Origin of the sequence: Plectonema cf. radiosum LEGE 06105 (genome assembly GCF_015207665.1) — a bacterium.
Classification (GTDB): Bacteria; Cyanobacteriota; Cyanobacteriia; order Cyanobacteriales; family Nostocaceae; genus Rivularia; species Rivularia radiosa_A.
The window spans coordinates 1-17,061 of record NZ_JADEWL010000139.1; the positions used below are offsets into that span (position 1 = coordinate 1).

A 17,061-nucleotide genomic window follows, 5' to 3' on the forward strand; every position below is an offset into this window, starting at 1 on the left:
ACCCAACCTAGAGATGAACTCGAACGTATTTCAAAATGAAGGTGGGGTTGTTTGATGGTTGGTGTTCCGGTGGCTCCGACGGTTCCGATTAAGTCGCCTTTTGCTACTTCCTCGCCGACGCTAATTTTGATATCCTGAAGATGGGCATAGCGGCTTTGTACTCCGTTGCTGTGATTGATTATGACTAAGTTGCCGTAAGTACCTTGTTCTTGGGCAAATACCACTACTCCCTCACCGACTGCTTGTACCGAAGTCCCCAGTGGAGATGACAAATCTATACCACTGTGGAAGAAAACATCACCGTTGGTTGGATTTATTTGCCATCCATAAGGGAACGCTACAGTAGTCTTCTCTGGTAACGGATACCCGGTTATTTGATTAAAATTAGAAATATTATCGAGAATATTCGATTCTTCTTGAACCGAATTTTCAAGTTTTTTCTTGAATTCTGGAACAAAAACGACTCTAGGATTTTCTTGACAACCGTTGACTTCAAAAAGCGCATCGGCACGGATTTTGTGTTTTGCTGCTATTTCTCGTAAAGTTTGTCCGCTGGGTACTTGTTCTACAATCCCATCGTAGGGAGGAATGATTAAATTTTGACCTACAGTAACTTTACCGTTACGTATTGTAGGATTCATGCGGATAATAGTTGCAGAACTAATATCATAGCGTTGAGCTATGGTTTGTAAAGTTTCTTCTGCTGCTACTTGGTGACGTACAAAACGCTCTAAGGCTGGAGTCGGACACTTTCTTGCTTCTGACTGCGCCGAAGCTAAGTTAGGGAATGTAGATATTAACCCCAATATACCGGCTAAACTAGAAAATAAGACTGAACAATCACGAAAGCTCATGTATATAAACAATGATAAGTTTATTTATCGATTATTTTAAATTTTGACTGGGGCAGATTTCTCTAGTAGCTAACAGCTAAGCCTTGCTAGTCAAAATTATTCTTGACAAAAGTTAACATGAAAAAAGAATATTTATTCATCTTTTTTGATTTTTCATTAATTACTAGCAAAGCGAAACTAATAGCTTATAGACTCCTAGTTTGAATGTTTGTTTGATGATAGCTGTTCTTGTAACAGTTGCGCCGAACACAATTAAACACAATTAATAAGTTGATCGTGGCGTAGGTAGTAGAATTAGCATTCCCCCAGATTCATTTTTAAAGTTAATCTTTTATTATAAATCCCAAATTATCGGATTGATTGATTCCCATTAATCTTAATATTCAAAGCTATTTATTTTAACTTTTTTGTCGTTAAATTTATCGGTCAACTGGCTTATCAGTTGATTACACTTAGAAATTAGCATCTGCATTGCTGTCTTTGAGCGTTATGGTTATGAAGTTATCTGTAAAGCAACTGGCTGTTTCCCTTTCTTTACTCGCAATTGGTGGTGGTGTAGGTTTATTTGCAAGTCGTTTTATCCTGCCACAAAATCGCTCTTTTAATGATTTCAAAAATGTCACAGTAGCTTTACCCCCAGAAACTGTTATCAACAATCCTATAGGAGTATCTGGTGGCGGTAATGAAGGCGGTGAAATGAACTTTATTGCTACGGCAGTCCAAAAAACTGGATCTGCTGTAGTACGAATTAATGCTACTCGTAAAGTAGCAAATCCCATATCAGACGCATTAAAAAATCCTCTTCTACGCCGCTTTTTTGGAGAAGATGAACAACCATTTCCCCAAGAAAGAATTGAGCGGGGTACGGGTTCTGGTTTTATCTTAAGTGATGATGGAAAATTACTCACCAATGCTCATGTAGTATCAGATACAGATACCGTACAAGTAACCCTCAAGGACGGTCGCACTTTTGAAGGTAAAGTGGTTGGGGTTGATAAAGTTACAGATGTGGCTGTTGTCAAGATTCCCGGTGATAAATTACCTAATGTTAAATTAGGCAGTTCTCGAAATTTGATTCCGGGACAATGGGCGATCGCCATTGGTAATCCTTTGGGTTTAGATAATACTGTGACAATTGGCATTATCAGCGCTACCGATCGTACTAGCGCTCAAGTAGGTGTTCCAGATAAGCGAGTTAGTTTTATCCAAACTGATGCTGCAATTAACCCCGGCAATTCTGGGGGGCCTTTATTAAATTCGCGGGGTGAAGTAATTGGGGTGAATACAGCGATTCGAGCCGATGCCCAAGGTTTGGGGTTTGCGATTCCCATCGAAACTGCTGCTCGTATTGCTAATGAGTTGTTTTCCAAAGGAGAAGTACAACATCCATTCCTCGGTATCGAAATGGTGGATTTGACTCCGACAAAAACAAAGCAGATCAATCAAGAAACATCACTGAAATTAAACCAAGATACTGGTATTTTAGTTAGGAGAGTTACAGAGAAATCCCCCGCAAAAGAAGCAGGATTGCTTCCTGGGGACATGATTGAAAAAGTTAACAACCAAACTGTTAAAACTTCTGCACAAGTCCAAAAAATAGTTGAATCTTCCACGGTGGGAGATATGCTACAAATTCAAGTCAAACGGGAAGATAAACTAAAAACCTTTAAAGTTCAGTCTGGCGTTTATCCTCATGGTTAATTAAACAATTGAGAATGAACAATTGACAATTGATAATTAACTTCTCCACAAAGGGTAGAGGATAATTAATAATTATTTGATTAATTATTAATTATTAATTATCAATTATCAATTAGTAGTTAATCCTATTTGTTAGTTAAATTATCCAAATTCATTCTTTGTTCCATTTGGCGCAGAAAATATCCCGTCATCATTGCTGAAGCTAAGAGTCCAGCAAGATTATCCCTGTCTGTTGTCACTTGTACGTTAAAATTTGCTGGGGGTAACATTCCCACAAGCCCTTGGACGTTTTGTGAAATGATTTGTTTAATTTCGGGGCTGACAGACTGGGCTACCCTTGCTAAAACTTCGGGAGGTTGATGTTCAAGATATTTGAGCAACTGATTGGGATTTTCCTCAATGTTGTCAAAAATATTTTGATTGGGGTGTTGCTCGAAGTTGTCGTTCAAAAAGTCTGGATCAAACACCATTGGCAATTTATTCGCTCTCGTTGCTAATTCTACTCTAAACCATACTAAGAGTATGAGACACCTTCAAACTGCTGGAATTTTAAGTTAGCTACATTTTTCTGTTTACAGCCATATAGAAGACTATATTGCACTGTTAATAGCTGTCCTGGCTATTTTTGGTAAGTTTCGTTAATTTTGTCTGAGATTATTTAGATGATGTTTCATGCGCTTTCCGCAGTTGCGCTGGGTGGGGACTCTAACTCTAATTCGAGTTGTCGTTCCTTCTTAATATTAGAAAAAGGTTGAGGTAATTGATCTATTTGAAAATATTGATGAAATTTTGGAGTAACTTGCAGCGAAAATGAGCGAGAATCGCCACTACGTCGTTTACGGACACAACCTTGTTCAACCAATTCTACCACGTGTTGATAAGCCCCCGAACCCCGTAAGTTAATCAAATCGCTTTGCAGCATCGGACTATTAAGAGCAATTGCAGCCAAAGTTCTTAATGCTCCTACACCCAACTCCACAGGAATCAGCGTTTGCACCAACTCATGAAAATGCGATCGCAATTGCAGACTGTAGCCCTGCGGCGTTTCTATAACTTCTAAAGCGCTATCTCGACGAGCATATTCATCAATTAATTCGATTATCCCTTCCTCTGCCGTAGCGCGATCGCACTTTGCCACAGCAGCTATCTCACCGATTAACAAGGGTTTTCCCTTCAGATACAAAATAGCTTCTATCTTTGATGCCTCTAAAGTCATGAGTTATTAATCCAAATTCAAGAGTTAATCGCAATGGACAATGCACAACTCAAGAAAACAAACTATAAGTAAGTTGGCACATACAATACCATTTTATGAAAAAAAAGTCAATGTTAAATAGGGAGTTGGGAGTTGGGAGTTAGGAGTTAGGAGTTAGGAGTTAGGAGTTAGGAGTTAGGAGTTGGGAGTTAGGAGTTGGGAGTTGGGAGTTAGGAGTTAGGAGTTGGGAGTTAGGAGTTAGGAGTTAGGAGTTGGGAGTTAGGAGTTGGGAATAGTAAACAATTACCAATTACCCATTACCAATTACCCATTACCAATTACCCATTACCAATTACCCATTACCCATTACCAATTACCCATTACCCATTACCAATTACCCATTACCAATTACCAATTACCAATTACCAATTACCCATTTCTACTTTTCAAAATAAATTCTGCGATCGCTAAATCTTGTGGAGTGGTAATTTTTAAATTAGTTTCTTCTCCCTGAACTATGGATACTTCTAATCCACATTTTTCAAACAAAGCAGCATCATCGGTGACTTGCCAAGCTTTGCTGACGGCTTGTGTATGACATTGTGTTAATAACTTGACATCAAATCCTTGGGGTGTTTGTGCAGCCCACAATTGCCGTCGGTCTGGTGTTGATTGAACTATGTTATTATCGTTAACAATTTTAATCGTGTCTTTTACTGGAACTGCGGCAATCAAACCGTCAGTATGAAGAAGAGTTTCGGCACACGAATCAAATAAATTTGGCGTGGCAAGGCATCTTGCTCCATCATGAATTAATACTTGCGAGGCAGAAGCTGGCAATGCCCTTAAACCATTGTAAACGGATTCTTGACGAGTAGAACCACCTAGAATTAATTTTACTGGTTTGTTTAATTTCAACTGTTCGATAATTTCCTCAAAGTCTTGCCAGTCATCCGGTTGAGAAATTATACCAATCCAACTGATACAATTGGCTGTTGTAGCTGCTTGGATAGTCCAGCTAATTATCGATTGTCCCAGCAAATTTAACAGAAGTTTATTACGGTTACTATTCATTCTTCTACCGCTTCCGGCTGCCGGAATTAATAAATACACTTTGATAGTTCCTCGATTTCAATCAATAATATTTTTTGAACCCACTTCCGAGGGGAAAAGCTACAGGAGAAAGACTAAATTATTCAAAACTCCCTTCCTTTTAATTCCCGTAGAGACGTAGCAGTGCTACGTCTCTACAACAACTCCGGTGGTACTAACTCCTAACTTTTCTTGAATTGCGAATTGTCCCCCTATCTTCCCCTAAAATAAATATCCAGTAAGCGTAAATAAATAATATGCGAATAGTAGCCCTTGTCCCTGGTGGAATAGGTGAACAAATTCTATTCTTTCCGACTCTAGACAATCTCAAGCGGAAGTATAATACATCTCGCGTTGATGTGGTGTGTGAACCTTCCTCAAAGGCTACTTACCGAATAAGTAAGTCCGTAGACGAAGTGCTAGCCTTTGATTTTAAAGATCGTAATAGTATGGCTGATTGGGGTAACTTAATTGGCACAATTCGCGATCGCGAATATGATATCGCGATTACCCCATCCCAAAGCTGGTTTACTGGTTTAATGCTTTGGTTGACTGGTATCAACACGCGAGTTGGTTTTAAGGGAAATAGTTCTTTATTTTTTAATCGTGTAGTATCCGAAAACAAACAGCAGTATGCGGCTTATATGTACCACGATTTGCTCCAAGGGTTAGGAATTAATTCTAGTTATCCTGAACTAGCAATCAATGTACCAAAACCAGATATTGAATGGGCAACTTCCGAACAATTGCGTTTAGAAGTTAAAGATACTGGCTATATTTTGGTTTGCGATGGGTCAATTAATAATAATACTTCCTATCCCGCGAAACAATGGCTATCTGTCATTCAAGATTTTAAAAAAAAGCAACCAGATATGCCGGTAGTGGTTTTTTCGCAGTTGGATAATCAAGATTTACTCAGTACTCTCAAAGCAGCCATACCAGATATTAAAGAAATTTTCCCCGATAATATTGGTAAACTAGCAGCGGCGATCGCCGGGGCTAATTTAATGTTGTGTACTGATAGTGCGCCGATGCAACTTGCTGTGTTTTTAGAAACTTACACCATTGCTTTATTCGGCTCAACCGAACCCATGAAAGCATTGCCTCAAAGCGATAAGTTTATTGCAATTAAATCAGATACCGGCATCATCGGGGATATCCAACCAGCAACCATTTTAGAAAAAATTTGGCAAGGCTAAGGAATTTTCCGATTCAGAAAAAGCTCAGAAAGTAAAATTCACTATCACTATTGCAACACCGGGTATAAACAAATATAAACAAAAATACCTGGTGTGATTTTTTTATCTATTTTCACAAGGAAGAAGTCGGGTTTCTCAAAGAAACCCGACTTCTCTGTTTTAACTAAGTCTATTTTTTATATTATTATCAAAAAAATCTGATTTTTGTGATTTACAATACAAATTAGTTTAGTAAAATAATCAAGTTATTTATTTGTGAATAAAGTGTTTTAGCGGAGTTTATCACCAAAAATTATTCTCTGCAAAGCATAATTAATTTTTTGTTATCGGTAGGTTAATCATTAATTAAAATCTATACAATAATTTACGTTTTAAAATTATAAAATTATGTTTTAATAAATATCTATCAAAAAAATCTTTGTATTTAAAAATACAATAAAGATACTTTTTGATAACCCGATTAGTTTAAGCAACTAAACTTTTTATAAGCAGTTTAATCAAAATCAAATTAGTGGGATCAAATGAATAAATGTATAAAATATAAATTTCTAAAAAATAGTCTTATCCTATGCCAGGCAATGAATCCAATTATTAAGGGGGTTAAACCCCTCAACAAAAAAATTGAAGTATCTATTAAGCTATAAAGCCTAGTTCAAAGTTTATCTGTTAATTAAGTTTGTGTACTTAAAAAACAAAACTTTGGTTTAGATAAACGGTAAATGTTAAATAGAATACATTTGATCAAAGAATTTAGTATGAGTAACAAAATGTTGTGTTTAAGAGATGAATTTATTTGTCGCCTGTAAACCGCTTGCTACTTAAGTTAATCCACTGTTGAGAAAAAAAAATAGATTTTTTTTTGGTCAGAATGTTAGTTCGATTTCATTTTGGGGAATGATAAATCAGAAATTAAAAAAAATGGCGTGCGGGGAGCCTCTGAGTCAAAGGTTATCAGCAGTAGTGTCAGCCTCTCGCTACCAAGCAGATGACTTGGTTGTCAAAGCTGGTGATAGTAGAGAAAACTTAATTAACTTGATGTATCTCTACTATCAAAGCTAGCTTGTCATTTTTTTTATTGAATCACTAAAAGTCTTTTGGCTTTTGAAGTTAACAGCTAGTTTGAAGTTTTGTAACTTTTATTGGTCAACATCTATTAAGGAGTTGATTTAGACAGTTTATTGTTAGTAATCAATCGCAAATCAATTTACATATTTGAATGTAAAGAAGGCAATTGATACAAACATTATTCTTTGTGAAATGATACAAACATTATTCCTTGTGAAAGATGTACAAATGAAGGAAAAGCGATAAATTCTTTTTGCATGAACTTCTATCTAGCTGTTAAGTAGGTGAAATCACCGCATTGAAATGATTAAGTAAATAAAAGGAAAGAAACAATGGCGATTCGGTTACATAGTTTAGTTATTACTAAAAAACGTTATATCCAAGTAGAGACTCAACCTCATCATCTCACAGGTATTTATAGAAAAATCATGCTTTCTTGCCAGAACATACCTTTATGGCAATTTTCCGATACAGAAAGTGCATATTTTGAAAGTGAAGAAGATGGAACTATTACTTTTTTTCAATCTGTAAGTACAGATACAGCAAGCTCTGGGATTTGGACTTATATGATGTATGAATGTCCCGAAGGTGGAGAATATGTATTTACAGACTCATCTTTTAGTACAAGCATTCAACCTTTAAAAGAATTATTTGCCGGTAAAAAATTGGAGAAATCCGCTGTAGATATTTATGAATATTTACAATATAAATATAATGATCATGATTATTTAGATATTGAAATTCCGTCGAGTTGGAATAAATTAGTTGGAATCAAAATAGCCGATATGCTATTGGAAGAATATAAAGCATTTAAATCGACATCTATTTTTGCAGAAGGTGTAGGAAAACGGTACACGCAAATAATTTTAGATGAATTTATCAAAGCTGGTGAGGAAGTTATCCAAAACGGCAAGAGGTTAGAAGATTTTGAATCAGCCCAATACGATATTTTAAATAAAATTTATATTGATGATATGGCTAAATCGATTGTTGAATATAACGACTATCGCATTTGGCAATCAGCTTTGCCAAGTAAATCCAAAGCTGTTGAGTATGCTTTTAATACTGCATTAAGTTTGATATCTCGTATTCAGTAAACAGTAACTGCATTTAGTCACTGAGCGTAAGGATTTACTTTGTTTGAGAGTAGCCTTTGTGCTACGTTTACCCTAGCTTAACCTTACGTTCAGTATCTGGGAAATTGCAATTGAATTAGAGCATTTGAAATAGCTCATCATCTAAGTCATAACCAAGCAACTTAGCCATTGACTTGATTCGAGATTGACTGGGAATATTTTGTTGTTCGAGCCAATCTTTCAAGACAAAGGTTTTGTGCATGATGAAAATTTCCAAAGCTTCCGGATTGTATTGAATACCTTCTTTGGAGTTAAACTGATGTGGAACCAATAAAGCAGCATAACGGGCAAATTCTCCCGATTGCCAATCCAGTAAAAATGGTAGCCACGGGTATTTAGCATCCAAACGGATAAACCATAGTCGCACTTCGGGAATTTCTGAAAGTTCCCGTGGATCTCCTGCTTCTAAATCGTACTGAATATCAAAGCATAATTGTTGTTCGCTCGATGCAATATTATCAAGAGCAAGGATTTTATCGATTACCGCTGTTGCAGGGGACAAATCCAAGCTGTTGATAGAGTTACTCGAAAGTGTAATAGTTAAAGTCATTAATTAGAATTTTGGATTTTGGATTTTAGATTTTAAATTAATAATTATACACATAAACAATAATGTAGAGACGTTGCAGTGCAACGTCTCCCTCAAATTCGATTTATATCGACAATTTTATGAATCGCTGAATGAGATTAAACCTAACTCAACCACTTGTGGTATAAAGCGTTATCACCACCGACAGCAAATATATTGATGCGGTTTTGTCCCCAAGATAGGGCAGCAGGAGCCGAAATTGATGCTCCCCCAAGGTTTTGCCATTCGCTTGTAGTAGCGCGATCACAGGTTTTACGGTGTATTGCGTTATCCGTACCAATAGTAAATATATTGATAGTATTAGTATTTGCAGTTACTGCGGGAGAGTATAACCATAGACCACCTAAGCTTTCCCAGTTACTATTCCAAGATGTACCGTTGCAAGATTTACGATATATAGCATGGTCGCAACCTCGAATAAATACATCAATGGAGTTTTCTTGTAAAGAAACTGCTGCTGGAGTACCCAAACTGATACCACCCAAAGAAAGCCATTCACTCCAACATTCACCGTTCCAGAATTTGTGCCAAACAGCATTGTCGGCTGCAACGCTAAATACATCAAGTCGATCGCTACCCCAACTAGTAGCTGTGACACCGTGCTTGCATAAACCACCTAAATTTTCCCATTCACTCCAAATTTTCCCATTCCAACATTTACGCTGCAATGTACGTTCTTGAGAGATGATAAATAGATCGATATTTTGTTTGTCACGGGATAGCACCGCAGGGGTTCCCAAACTAAAGCCGTCTAGCTTCTCCCACTCACCGGGATTTTTATCTTCGTGCCAAGATTTACGATAAATCGCACTGTCTCCACCGACAATAAAGGCATCAAGATGATTTTCTTCAGAAGAAACAACCGCAGGTGCATAGAAACTATTACCTCCCCAGCTTTCCCATTCGTGCCATTTTGGCTGTTGAGGTAAGAGTTGGTCAAAAGCGGCTTTTGCTTGAATAATTCCAGCACCGGAATGATGATCAAAACCAGGTTCACCAATGTTTTTCGCGGTACTCTTGAGGAGTTCTTTAGCTTCTTGTTGATTTAAGTCAGATTTAGCTTGCTTGAGTAACGCAACCACCCCAGCAGCAATCGGGCAAGCCGCAGAGGTGCCGTTATCGCTAGCAAAGTAACCTTTAAAATGACTCACCGAGCAAAAATCCGGTTTGTTGGGGTCTAAAGATGCAGGTCCTTGACTACTATAACCAATAAACTGTTCTTCTTTATTGACTGCACCAACCGTCATGACTAAAGGATGTCCGTTTGCACCCCAAATGCTTTTACCCGAACCAGTATCGGTACCGCATCTTTGGGAAGGGCAGCTACCTCCACAGTTACCCGCTGCAAACAATACTAAGATACCTTGCTCAATCGCTTCTACAACTTTACGAGTGAAAGGATGTTCGGGATTGTTTGCATAAAATTCATCCCAGCTTTCTTGGTAAATTCCCCAACTGTTGGTGAGAATCTGGGGTGTACCGTCGGTTTGATACTGCTTAATTGCCCAATCGAATACTTTTAAAGCGTTGGATATGGCATCTCCACCGGAAATTCGGCAATCGTAGAGTTTGGCTGCGGGTGCCATTCCTAATACATCGGTAGCGGACATATTACCGTGTTCACCCCATTCTTTGGCGGTAGTTCCCCAGTCGGATGCTGGACCACCAATCACATTTTTGACACGAAGAATGGTTTCTGACGGACCAATATCGCGACCTTCAGCAGTTATTCCACCATCAACAACACCAACAACGATACCTTCTCCTTTGAAACCAGCTGCCCAAATTTGGTCGGCACCGAAATACTTGGCTACATCGGCTATGGTTCCCTTGGCTGTTGTCGGAGAGCAATCACAGGTACCGATAGGACAATTTTGCGCCCCATCCATCGGTGCGACTAAATCTCTGTTTTTTTCTAATAAGGCAATATCAAAGGGTGCAATGGGGGTATCTTTGTAAACTTTGATGACGTTAGCTTGTGATTCTAATTCCTGAATATCGTTTTCTTGTATAATGCCGCGCACTATAACCGTTTCTTCGTTGTTAGCTTGCAAGCTAGATAGTTGCTCGCTACTGGAATTAACTGTTATCGGTTCGTAGCTGGTATCAAATCTGAAACTACTTACATTGATTTGTGCAGCCGTCCGAGATGCAGCTAATACACCTTGATTACTGGGAACGCGCAGTTCTACTAATACTTTCTGCATATGTCCGTAAGCAGATGCCGCATCCATGGCGCTACTAGGCATTTCACGAGGTGCAGATGGGGAGTTCATATCCAAGGAAGGCATTGTGCGCCCAGAATTATTAAAACCATTATTGAGATTACTTTGCATTTTTATCACCCTGTTCAATACTGAATAGTGGAAATTACGGTTGTTTGCTTGTTCAATAACTCAGCAAATACCGTTAAGTAGATGTGCTTATTTACTGCTTGTATTTTCCAAGCTTGTTTACAGACATTATGTAAATACACCAGCCTAGATGAGAATAAGTAGATGTACTGAAAAAACCAATATCGGGCTTTAATCCTCAGTAGAAACCACAGTTATTTTTGTTTTTAAGGGCAAAAATAAAAGCTGATCGCGGATAAAATTTAATATGTCTAATTATTTACACCCAGTAGCAATTACAGGAAAAACAGATAAAAAAACTAGTTCAGTATGATTACTCTAAAGAACGCGGCGTTGTAAATACTGAAGCAAGCAATCAATTAACTACAAAGAACTAAAAGGTAACGCTAGTTAAACAAACGACATAAGTTATCTTTGTGTAATACTTAATCTACTGTGAAGTAGACGTTTACAGTAAATTTAAGCTAAAGTGGTAATGAGTTTATTTTAGATTAACTGTTGACAACTAGACTTTAACAAGCATTGAAAAGTTCATCTGATGATTCCGCGTCTTTGTAGATGCAAAAAAAGGGGAAAACACCAAAAAAGATTGTGTGTATGATTACTTTAATTTTTGTATCTACGAAATAAAAAAGAAACTTTCATATTTAAAAATACAAATATGCAAAAACAAACATTATTTACAAAACCAATTCGTTCTTTAGAAGACGCACTTGAAAGATGTCAAACTTTGGGTATGCGAGTTAGTCGTCAGCGTCGTTATATTTTAGAACTTTTATGGAAAGCCAACGAGCATCTCTCCGCTCGTGAAATTTATGACAGGCTAAATTTAGAAGGTAAGGAAATTGGACATACATCTGTTTACCAGAACTTAGAAGCCTTATCGTCTGGTGGTATTATTGAATGTATCGAGCGCTGTGATGGACGTTTGTATGGAAATATCAGCGATTCTCACAGTCATGTTAATTGTTTGGATACGAATCAAATTTTAGACGTTCATTTGGAATTACCTGAAGAAGTGATTCGTTCTGTAGAGGAAAAGACAGGAGTACGGATAACGGATTATAGCGTTAACTTCTATGGTTATCGCAGTTCTGCGGATTAATCGAGATTTATCGTCAAAATCCGGGTGTTAAACGGTAGAGATGCTCATAATATTGCGTCTGTACAATATTCGAGTATGGTTATACTGCAAATTGGTAAAATAAATGGGAACACTATTACTTATAAGCCGATATCATACTTAAATTTTAATCGTGCTATTAATAGCTTTTAAGTCTCGTTAGTGGATTGGTAGATGACACCTAGAAATCAAAAAATCCAAAAATCAAATATTTATTGCTTGTCAATGCAATTGGTTATATGCAGTTATTTAAAAAGCTGCATTTGACGAATAAGTTGTGAGTTTAGACAATAACTGCTCATAAGTCATATGAGTAACTATCGGTGATACAACATTAGAGATTGATTTTTCGATTGAATCTAACACCTGATTTAAACTATTTAATATTTCTGAAATCAACCTTTTCTGATGCTTTTCCGATTGTATTTTGCACGCTTTTTTGATATTTTTGATCACTCTATCCATTGCTTTTGCTGCATTAGGAATTTTTGCTCTAAATAATGCATTTCTAGCTGATTCTAAAAATACAAAAACAGTCGTAAAGTCGTGTAATTGAATTTTGCTAGTAGACATTTCTAATGGTTTCATCACATCTACAGCATCTTTTAAATGAATGACGACTTTCTGCAAATCTTCAAAGTCAACGGCGGGCAGTAAGCTGGGCGGCATTCCCCGCTCAACTTCAATATCAATTACTCTGTAAATCCACAACAAGCTTGAACAGCGATACACCCGGAGGTGTCGGCTTCGCCTATCGCCAATCACATTAGCTTGTTTTGATAAGAAATTGACGATTTTCCCAAACTTTATATTCATACAGTCTTTGATCAGCATACTCTTCTACATTGGATCTACCAAAAACAGATTATAATTATATAAAACATACAATTATGCATAGTGTTTTTACGTATTCATTTTGACATAAATAAAATTTTTATAGCAAATTTCAGTTGAGTCCAATACACTAAAATCTCACCCCCTCCCCTCTCCGATGCCTTGGAGAGGGGTTGCTTTGGGCGGGGTGAGGTAAAATTTGTATTACACCCAAGTGAAAACCGCTATATTATTAGATTATTATCTTTTAAGAGTTTATACCAAATTTATTATAATAACCCTCAAACTATTAGTCGTCATAAGTAGTTGGACAAAATTAAATTCATGTCTCACGTTGAGACAGGGAACAAGGAACATCCAATCTTGGTATGTAATTAATTCTGTCTGAGTACACTCATAACTCCTCACTCCTAACTTTATTTCCCCCACAATTTTTGTAAAGCCTTTGCTAAATTTACAAATGCTTCTTCGATTTTCAACATTGCACTGTCAATCAATGCTAAAAGTTGCTCTAAGGGATGTTTGTGATAACCAATTAGTTCTGCTTTGGTTTCGATCCATTCTGGTTTGGCTTCGACTTGGGTTGATTCGTGAGTTTGGGTGATTTCTCCTTGATTTTGATTTTTTAATCTCGAATTTGGAGTAATTGTAATTTTTTCGTAGATTCCAGTAGTGTGGGCATCTTGCCCGCTTTTTTTTATATAACTATCTTGCTGGTTTCGTACAACAGGTTTTTGTGGCTTTTGTAAACCAGCTTTTTGTTTAAGTCGTAAAGTGCGCCAATTTGGAATTTGGAAACGTCCAAATAGTTTTTCGGAGGAATTATTTACTTCTGTAGAAGGTTTTAATTGCTTTTTAATAGTTTCTACATTCTTATTTAATGGCTGATTTTTTTGATTTCGTTGCGATAATCCACTATTAAACAAATCATTAAAACTTACCCAATCATCTGTTGACTGTTGACTTTGTAACTGAGGAGGAGTTTTGGGTTTACTTACAGAAAGATAAGGTGTTGGTGGAGTTTGCTTGATTTTTTCATTTTGAGATTTTCCGTAAAAGTAATTCAAAGCTGCTGAAATTAAAGCTTGAATTTTTGACTGGGGAATGCCCGTTAGCTTACTGCCCGCCGAGAATCGGCGGAGTACTGCTGACTTTTGACTTTCTAAATTACCATCCGCTACTACTTGTTTGCTGCTGACAGTTAAATTGCGATCGCCATATAAAAAGATATCTAATTTTGCTTTGACTACTTTAATTAATTCACCACCGCGCTGTTGTACAATCATCTGAGCGCGGGATACGGGAACTAAAGCGTTTGTTTCTAATTTCGCAACAGCAGTATCTAAGGATGCTAGTGTTTTTGGGTTGATTTTTACTCTTGCATTTATACTTATAGGAAGCAAGGTTTCAGTTTTGCGATCATTACTGGGAGCAAATATTTTGAATATACTTTCTACTCTAGATAATAATTTTGTTTCCTGCTTAGCTTGAGATAATCGCCACGAACGCCAATAATTAGCAATTTCAGATATTATTTTGTTTTGTAAGGTTTGCTGTTGCGATAAAGTTAAAATATCAATAATTTCGTTTTCACTTGTTACCAATACTAAATTCTGGTTCGAGAGTTGTGAAGCAATTCCTCGAATTTTCCCAGAAGAATACTTTAAATTACTAATAGCATCTTCCTCACTAATTTGATTACTCCTATCCCCTTCTAAAATTACCAATCTCTCTTTACCTCTTTCCTCCGTGTTCTCCGCGTCTCTGCGGTTTTTATTTTCTCCCTGGAGGGAGACGCTGCGCGAACGGCAATCTTCTACCGAGAACGGAATAATCGTAGTGCCTTCGCAAAGCGTCGGCGAAGCACATACATCTTGCTCAATAATTTCAACAACCCCACTTTCCTGATTAGCTAGAGAGCAAGATGTTAACGGTACAATGTTTGTTTTAGAAGTAGTAGAAATAGAAATAGATAATTGTGAATTATCTAAAGATGGAATATATTGCGTTTCTATGTTTTCTAGTATTCGTACAATCGCAGTATCGGCAGTAGGTTCTGATGGCTGCAATTTTAACCGAGATTCTTCTTTAGCTGCCGATAATTGGGTTCCAGCAGAATCAACAGCTTTTTGTAACAGTAAATATATTGATTTAGAAAGTGCTTCTAGAGACCAACTTGTTGCAACTTGTAATTGTCGTAACGAGCGTCCGAATCCTTCACCAAACCGTCGGGATTGTTTGTGAAAGAAGTTAAATAGCCTACTTTGGTAACGTCCTTTGGAAGCAGAAGGCATGGTAGGAAGGTTAAAGGTTAGAGGTTAGAGGTTAGAGGCGAAAAGACAACCAAAATTTTTATGTGAGAAATTTTATAATCTTTTAGTATTGAGTTTGTAGAACTGTTGACTCGATTTTAGCGGAAATATGACTAACTCCATACCTGAATCTAATACAAATTTAAGTTCACAAACTCATTCCCAAACTATTTTGCAAGTTGTTGATAAATTACGTGCTTTTAGTACTTTGGATGTTCGCTCAAATTGGCGCTGTTTTTCAGGTGACATTTTGGTGAGTGAGGTTTTCGCGGCGGATTTTTCTGGTTGGGATACTACACAGTTAAACGCGAAAGGACATATTGCTTGGGAGAAGGGTAAAAATGTGCTTTGGTTGGCACAAAAAATCATCGTTCCCCAGGATTTGCAGGGTTATCCAGTTGCGGGTTTGTGTTTGCGATTGGCTTTGGTTTGGTGGGCAGATTCTGCTCAAGTCTATATTAATGGTTCTTTGGTCGCCGAGGGAGATTTATTTGATTTTTCGCAACGAGTTTTATTAACTGATGAGGCAATACCGGGTGAGGAGTTTACTGTTGCTTTACGTTTGGTAAGTCCGGAACATGATAATGGTGCTTTGGTAAGTTCTAGGTGTGTGTATGAAACTGTGGGGAATAATGTTGATCCTGGTTTTGTGGCTGCGGAGTTGGCGATCGCCCTGGGTTATTGTGAAGCTTTTGCACCGGATAATTTGAATGTGATTGCTGGGTTGGTGCAGGAGGTTGTTGGGGAAATTAACCGCAGAGGCGCTGAGTACGCTAAGGAGAGAGTTAATGAGTGTCTTGCTAATTTACGGGATAATCTTCAATCGAAAATTACAAATCTAAAATCTAAAATCTATCTTGTGGGTCATGCACATTTGGATATGGCATGGTTATGGCAAGTTAGTGAAACTTGGGAGGCTGCTAAGAATACTTTTACGTCGGTTTTAAAGCTGCAAGAGGATTTCCCGGAATTGATTTTTTGTCATTCTACTCCAGCGCTTTATGCTTGGGTGGAAGATAATTGTCCGGATTTGTTTGTAGAAGTTAAAAAGGCTGTTGAAAATCATCTTTGGGAAGTTGTTGGGGCTTTCTGGGTGGAACCGGAGTTAAATATAATTTCTGGGGAATCGATTGTCCGTCAATTGTTATATGGTCAGCTTTATGTTAAAGAAAAGTTTGGGGAGTTTTCAACGGTGGCATGGCTTCCTGATAGCTTCGGTTTTTGCTGGACTTTACCCCAATTTATGGTTTGTGCGGGAGTTGAATATTTTGTGACTCAAAAGCTGATTTGGAATGATACGACTAAGTTTCCTCATGGTGCTTTTTGGTGGCGATCGCCAGATGGTAGTGAAATATTTAGCTTGATGTCGGCACCGATTGGTGAAGGTATCGACCCAGTAAAAATGGTAGAATATTCTGTTGCCTGGGAGAAACAAACGGGTTTACAAAATTACCTTTGGCTTCCCGGTGTTGGCGACCACGGCGGCGGCCCCACTCGTGATATGCTCGAAATTGCCCGACGCTGGCAAAGTTCTCCTTTATGTCCCGAATTTGAATTCACTACCGTTGAGAAGTATTTACGGGAGATTAGAGGACAAGGAGATGGGG

Annotated in this window: 14 protein-coding genes; 6 read left to right on the forward strand and 8 right to left on the reverse strand. The window is 37.6% G+C overall.

The features are described 5' to 3' along the window. A partial coding sequence (locus IQ247_RS26305) for a peptidoglycan DD-metalloendopeptidase family protein (protein ID WP_193924496.1) occupies positions 1-854 on the reverse strand: 854 nt, incomplete at its 3' end. A gap of 495 nt (positions 855-1,349) precedes the next feature. On the opposite strand from IQ247_RS26305, the gene IQ247_RS26310 reads away from it, so the two are divergent. After that, a complete protein-coding gene (locus IQ247_RS26310) occupies positions 1,350-2,555 on the forward strand; it encodes an HhoA/HhoB/HtrA family serine endopeptidase (protein WP_193924498.1) in 1,206 nt (401 codons plus the stop codon). Between the two features lie 125 nt (positions 2,556-2,680). Here the strand turns inward: IQ247_RS26310 and IQ247_RS26315 are convergent, their stop codons facing one another. From IQ247_RS26315 to ispD, 3 genes are all read right to left on the reverse strand, one after another. Continuing rightward, complete coding sequence (locus IQ247_RS26315) at positions 2,681-3,025, reverse strand: DUF760 domain-containing protein (protein ID WP_193924500.1); 345 nt, start codon at positions 3,023-3,025, stop codon at positions 2,681-2,683. A gap of 200 nt (positions 3,026-3,225) precedes the next feature. Next, positions 3,226-3,771, reverse strand: coding sequence for an SMC-Scp complex subunit ScpB (gene scpB, locus IQ247_RS26320; protein WP_193924502.1), 546 nt, complete (start codon positions 3,769-3,771; stop codon positions 3,226-3,228). Positions 3,772-4,179: 408 nt separating this feature from the next. Continuing rightward, entirely contained in the window at positions 4,180-4,863 is a 684-nt protein-coding gene (gene ispD, locus IQ247_RS26325) for a 2-C-methyl-D-erythritol 4-phosphate cytidylyltransferase (protein ID WP_193924504.1), read from the reverse strand. 236 nt (positions 4,864-5,099) lie between these two features. On the opposite strand from ispD, the gene IQ247_RS26330 reads away from it, so the two are divergent. The 3 genes from IQ247_RS26330 (at position 5,100) to IQ247_RS26340 (ending at position 8,203) form a co-directional block, all read left to right on the forward strand. Further along, positions 5,100-6,041, forward strand: coding sequence for a glycosyltransferase family 9 protein (locus IQ247_RS26330; protein WP_193924506.1), 942 nt, complete (start codon positions 5,100-5,102; stop codon positions 6,039-6,041). 918 nt (positions 6,042-6,959) lie between these two features. Continuing rightward, complete coding sequence (locus IQ247_RS26335) at positions 6,960-7,100, forward strand: hypothetical protein (protein WP_193924507.1); 141 nt, start codon at positions 6,960-6,962, stop codon at positions 7,098-7,100. 338 nt (positions 7,101-7,438) lie between these two features. Further along, positions 7,439-8,203 (forward strand): hypothetical protein, encoded by a 765-nt coding sequence (locus IQ247_RS26340; protein ID WP_193924508.1) that lies wholly within the window; start codon positions 7,439-7,441, stop codon positions 8,201-8,203. A gap of 115 nt (positions 8,204-8,318) precedes the next feature. Here IQ247_RS26340 and IQ247_RS26345 read toward each other — a convergent pair whose 3' ends face one another. Continuing rightward, positions 8,319-8,792 carry a CRR6 family NdhI maturation factor gene (locus tag IQ247_RS26345; RefSeq protein WP_193924509.1) on the reverse strand — a complete coding sequence of 158 codons (474 nt, stop codon included), beginning with the start codon at positions 8,790-8,792 and terminating at the stop codon, positions 8,319-8,321. 143 nt (positions 8,793-8,935) lie between these two features. Then, positions 8,936-11,167: a DUF8189 domain-containing protein gene (locus tag IQ247_RS26350; protein ID WP_193924511.1), complete on the reverse strand. Its 2,232-nt coding sequence runs from the start codon at positions 11,165-11,167 to the stop codon at positions 8,936-8,938. 679 nt (positions 11,168-11,846) lie between these two features. Between IQ247_RS26350 and IQ247_RS26355 the strand changes: the two genes are divergently transcribed. Further along, positions 11,847-12,290, forward strand: a complete 444-nt coding sequence (locus tag IQ247_RS26355; protein ID WP_193924513.1) for a Fur family transcriptional regulator — start codon at positions 11,847-11,849, stop codon at positions 12,288-12,290. 267 nt (positions 12,291-12,557) lie between these two features. On the opposite strand, the gene IQ247_RS26360 is transcribed toward IQ247_RS26355, so the two are convergent. Both IQ247_RS26360 and IQ247_RS26365 read right to left on the reverse strand, forming a co-directional pair. Further along, positions 12,558-13,124 (reverse strand): hypothetical protein, encoded by a 567-nt coding sequence (locus tag IQ247_RS26360; RefSeq protein ID WP_193924515.1) that lies wholly within the window; start codon positions 13,122-13,124, stop codon positions 12,558-12,560. A gap of 434 nt (positions 13,125-13,558) precedes the next feature. Further along, entirely contained in the window at positions 13,559-15,436 is a 1,878-nt protein-coding gene (locus IQ247_RS26365; RefSeq protein WP_193924517.1) for a hypothetical protein, read from the reverse strand. 127 nt (positions 15,437-15,563) lie between these two features. Between IQ247_RS26365 and IQ247_RS26370 the strand changes: the two genes are divergently transcribed. After that, positions 15,564-17,061, forward strand: a 1,498-nt coding sequence (locus IQ247_RS26370) for a glycoside hydrolase family 38 N-terminal domain-containing protein (RefSeq protein WP_445974533.1), incomplete at its 3' end; no start/stop codon positions are given.

What these genes read in the sequence shown, in the direction of transcription:
- IQ247_RS26310 (WP_193924498.1), top strand. Translation starts at nt 1,350, where the DNA reads ATGAAGTTATCTGTAAAGCAACTGGCTGTTTCCCTTTCTTTACTCGCA.
- IQ247_RS26315 (WP_193924500.1), bottom strand. Translation starts at nt 3,025, where the DNA reads ATGGTGTTTGATCCAGACTTTTTGAACGACAACTTCGAGCAACACCCC.
- scpB (WP_193924502.1), bottom strand. Translation starts at nt 3,771, where the DNA reads ATGACTTTAGAGGCATCAAAGATAGAAGCTATTTTGTATCTGAAGGGA.
- IQ247_RS26330 (WP_193924506.1), top strand. Translation starts at nt 5,100, where the DNA reads ATGCGAATAGTAGCCCTTGTCCCTGGTGGAATAGGTGAACAAATTCTA.
- IQ247_RS26335 (WP_193924507.1), top strand. Translation starts at nt 6,960, where the DNA reads ATGGCGTGCGGGGAGCCTCTGAGTCAAAGGTTATCAGCAGTAGTGTCA.
- IQ247_RS26340 (WP_193924508.1), top strand. Translation starts at nt 7,439, where the DNA reads ATGGCGATTCGGTTACATAGTTTAGTTATTACTAAAAAACGTTATATC.
- IQ247_RS26345 (WP_193924509.1), bottom strand. Translation starts at nt 8,792, where the DNA reads ATGACTTTAACTATTACACTTTCGAGTAACTCTATCAACAGCTTGGAT.
- IQ247_RS26350 (WP_193924511.1), bottom strand. Translation starts at nt 11,167, where the DNA reads ATGCAAAGTAATCTCAATAATGGTTTTAATAATTCTGGGCGCACAATG.
- IQ247_RS26355 (WP_193924513.1), top strand. Translation starts at nt 11,847, where the DNA reads ATGCAAAAACAAACATTATTTACAAAACCAATTCGTTCTTTAGAAGAC.
- IQ247_RS26360 (WP_193924515.1), bottom strand. Translation starts at nt 13,124, where the DNA reads ATGAATATAAAGTTTGGGAAAATCGTCAATTTCTTATCAAAACAAGCT.
- IQ247_RS26365 (WP_193924517.1), bottom strand. Translation starts at nt 15,436, where the DNA reads ATGCCTTCTGCTTCCAAAGGACGTTACCAAAGTAGGCTATTTAACTTC.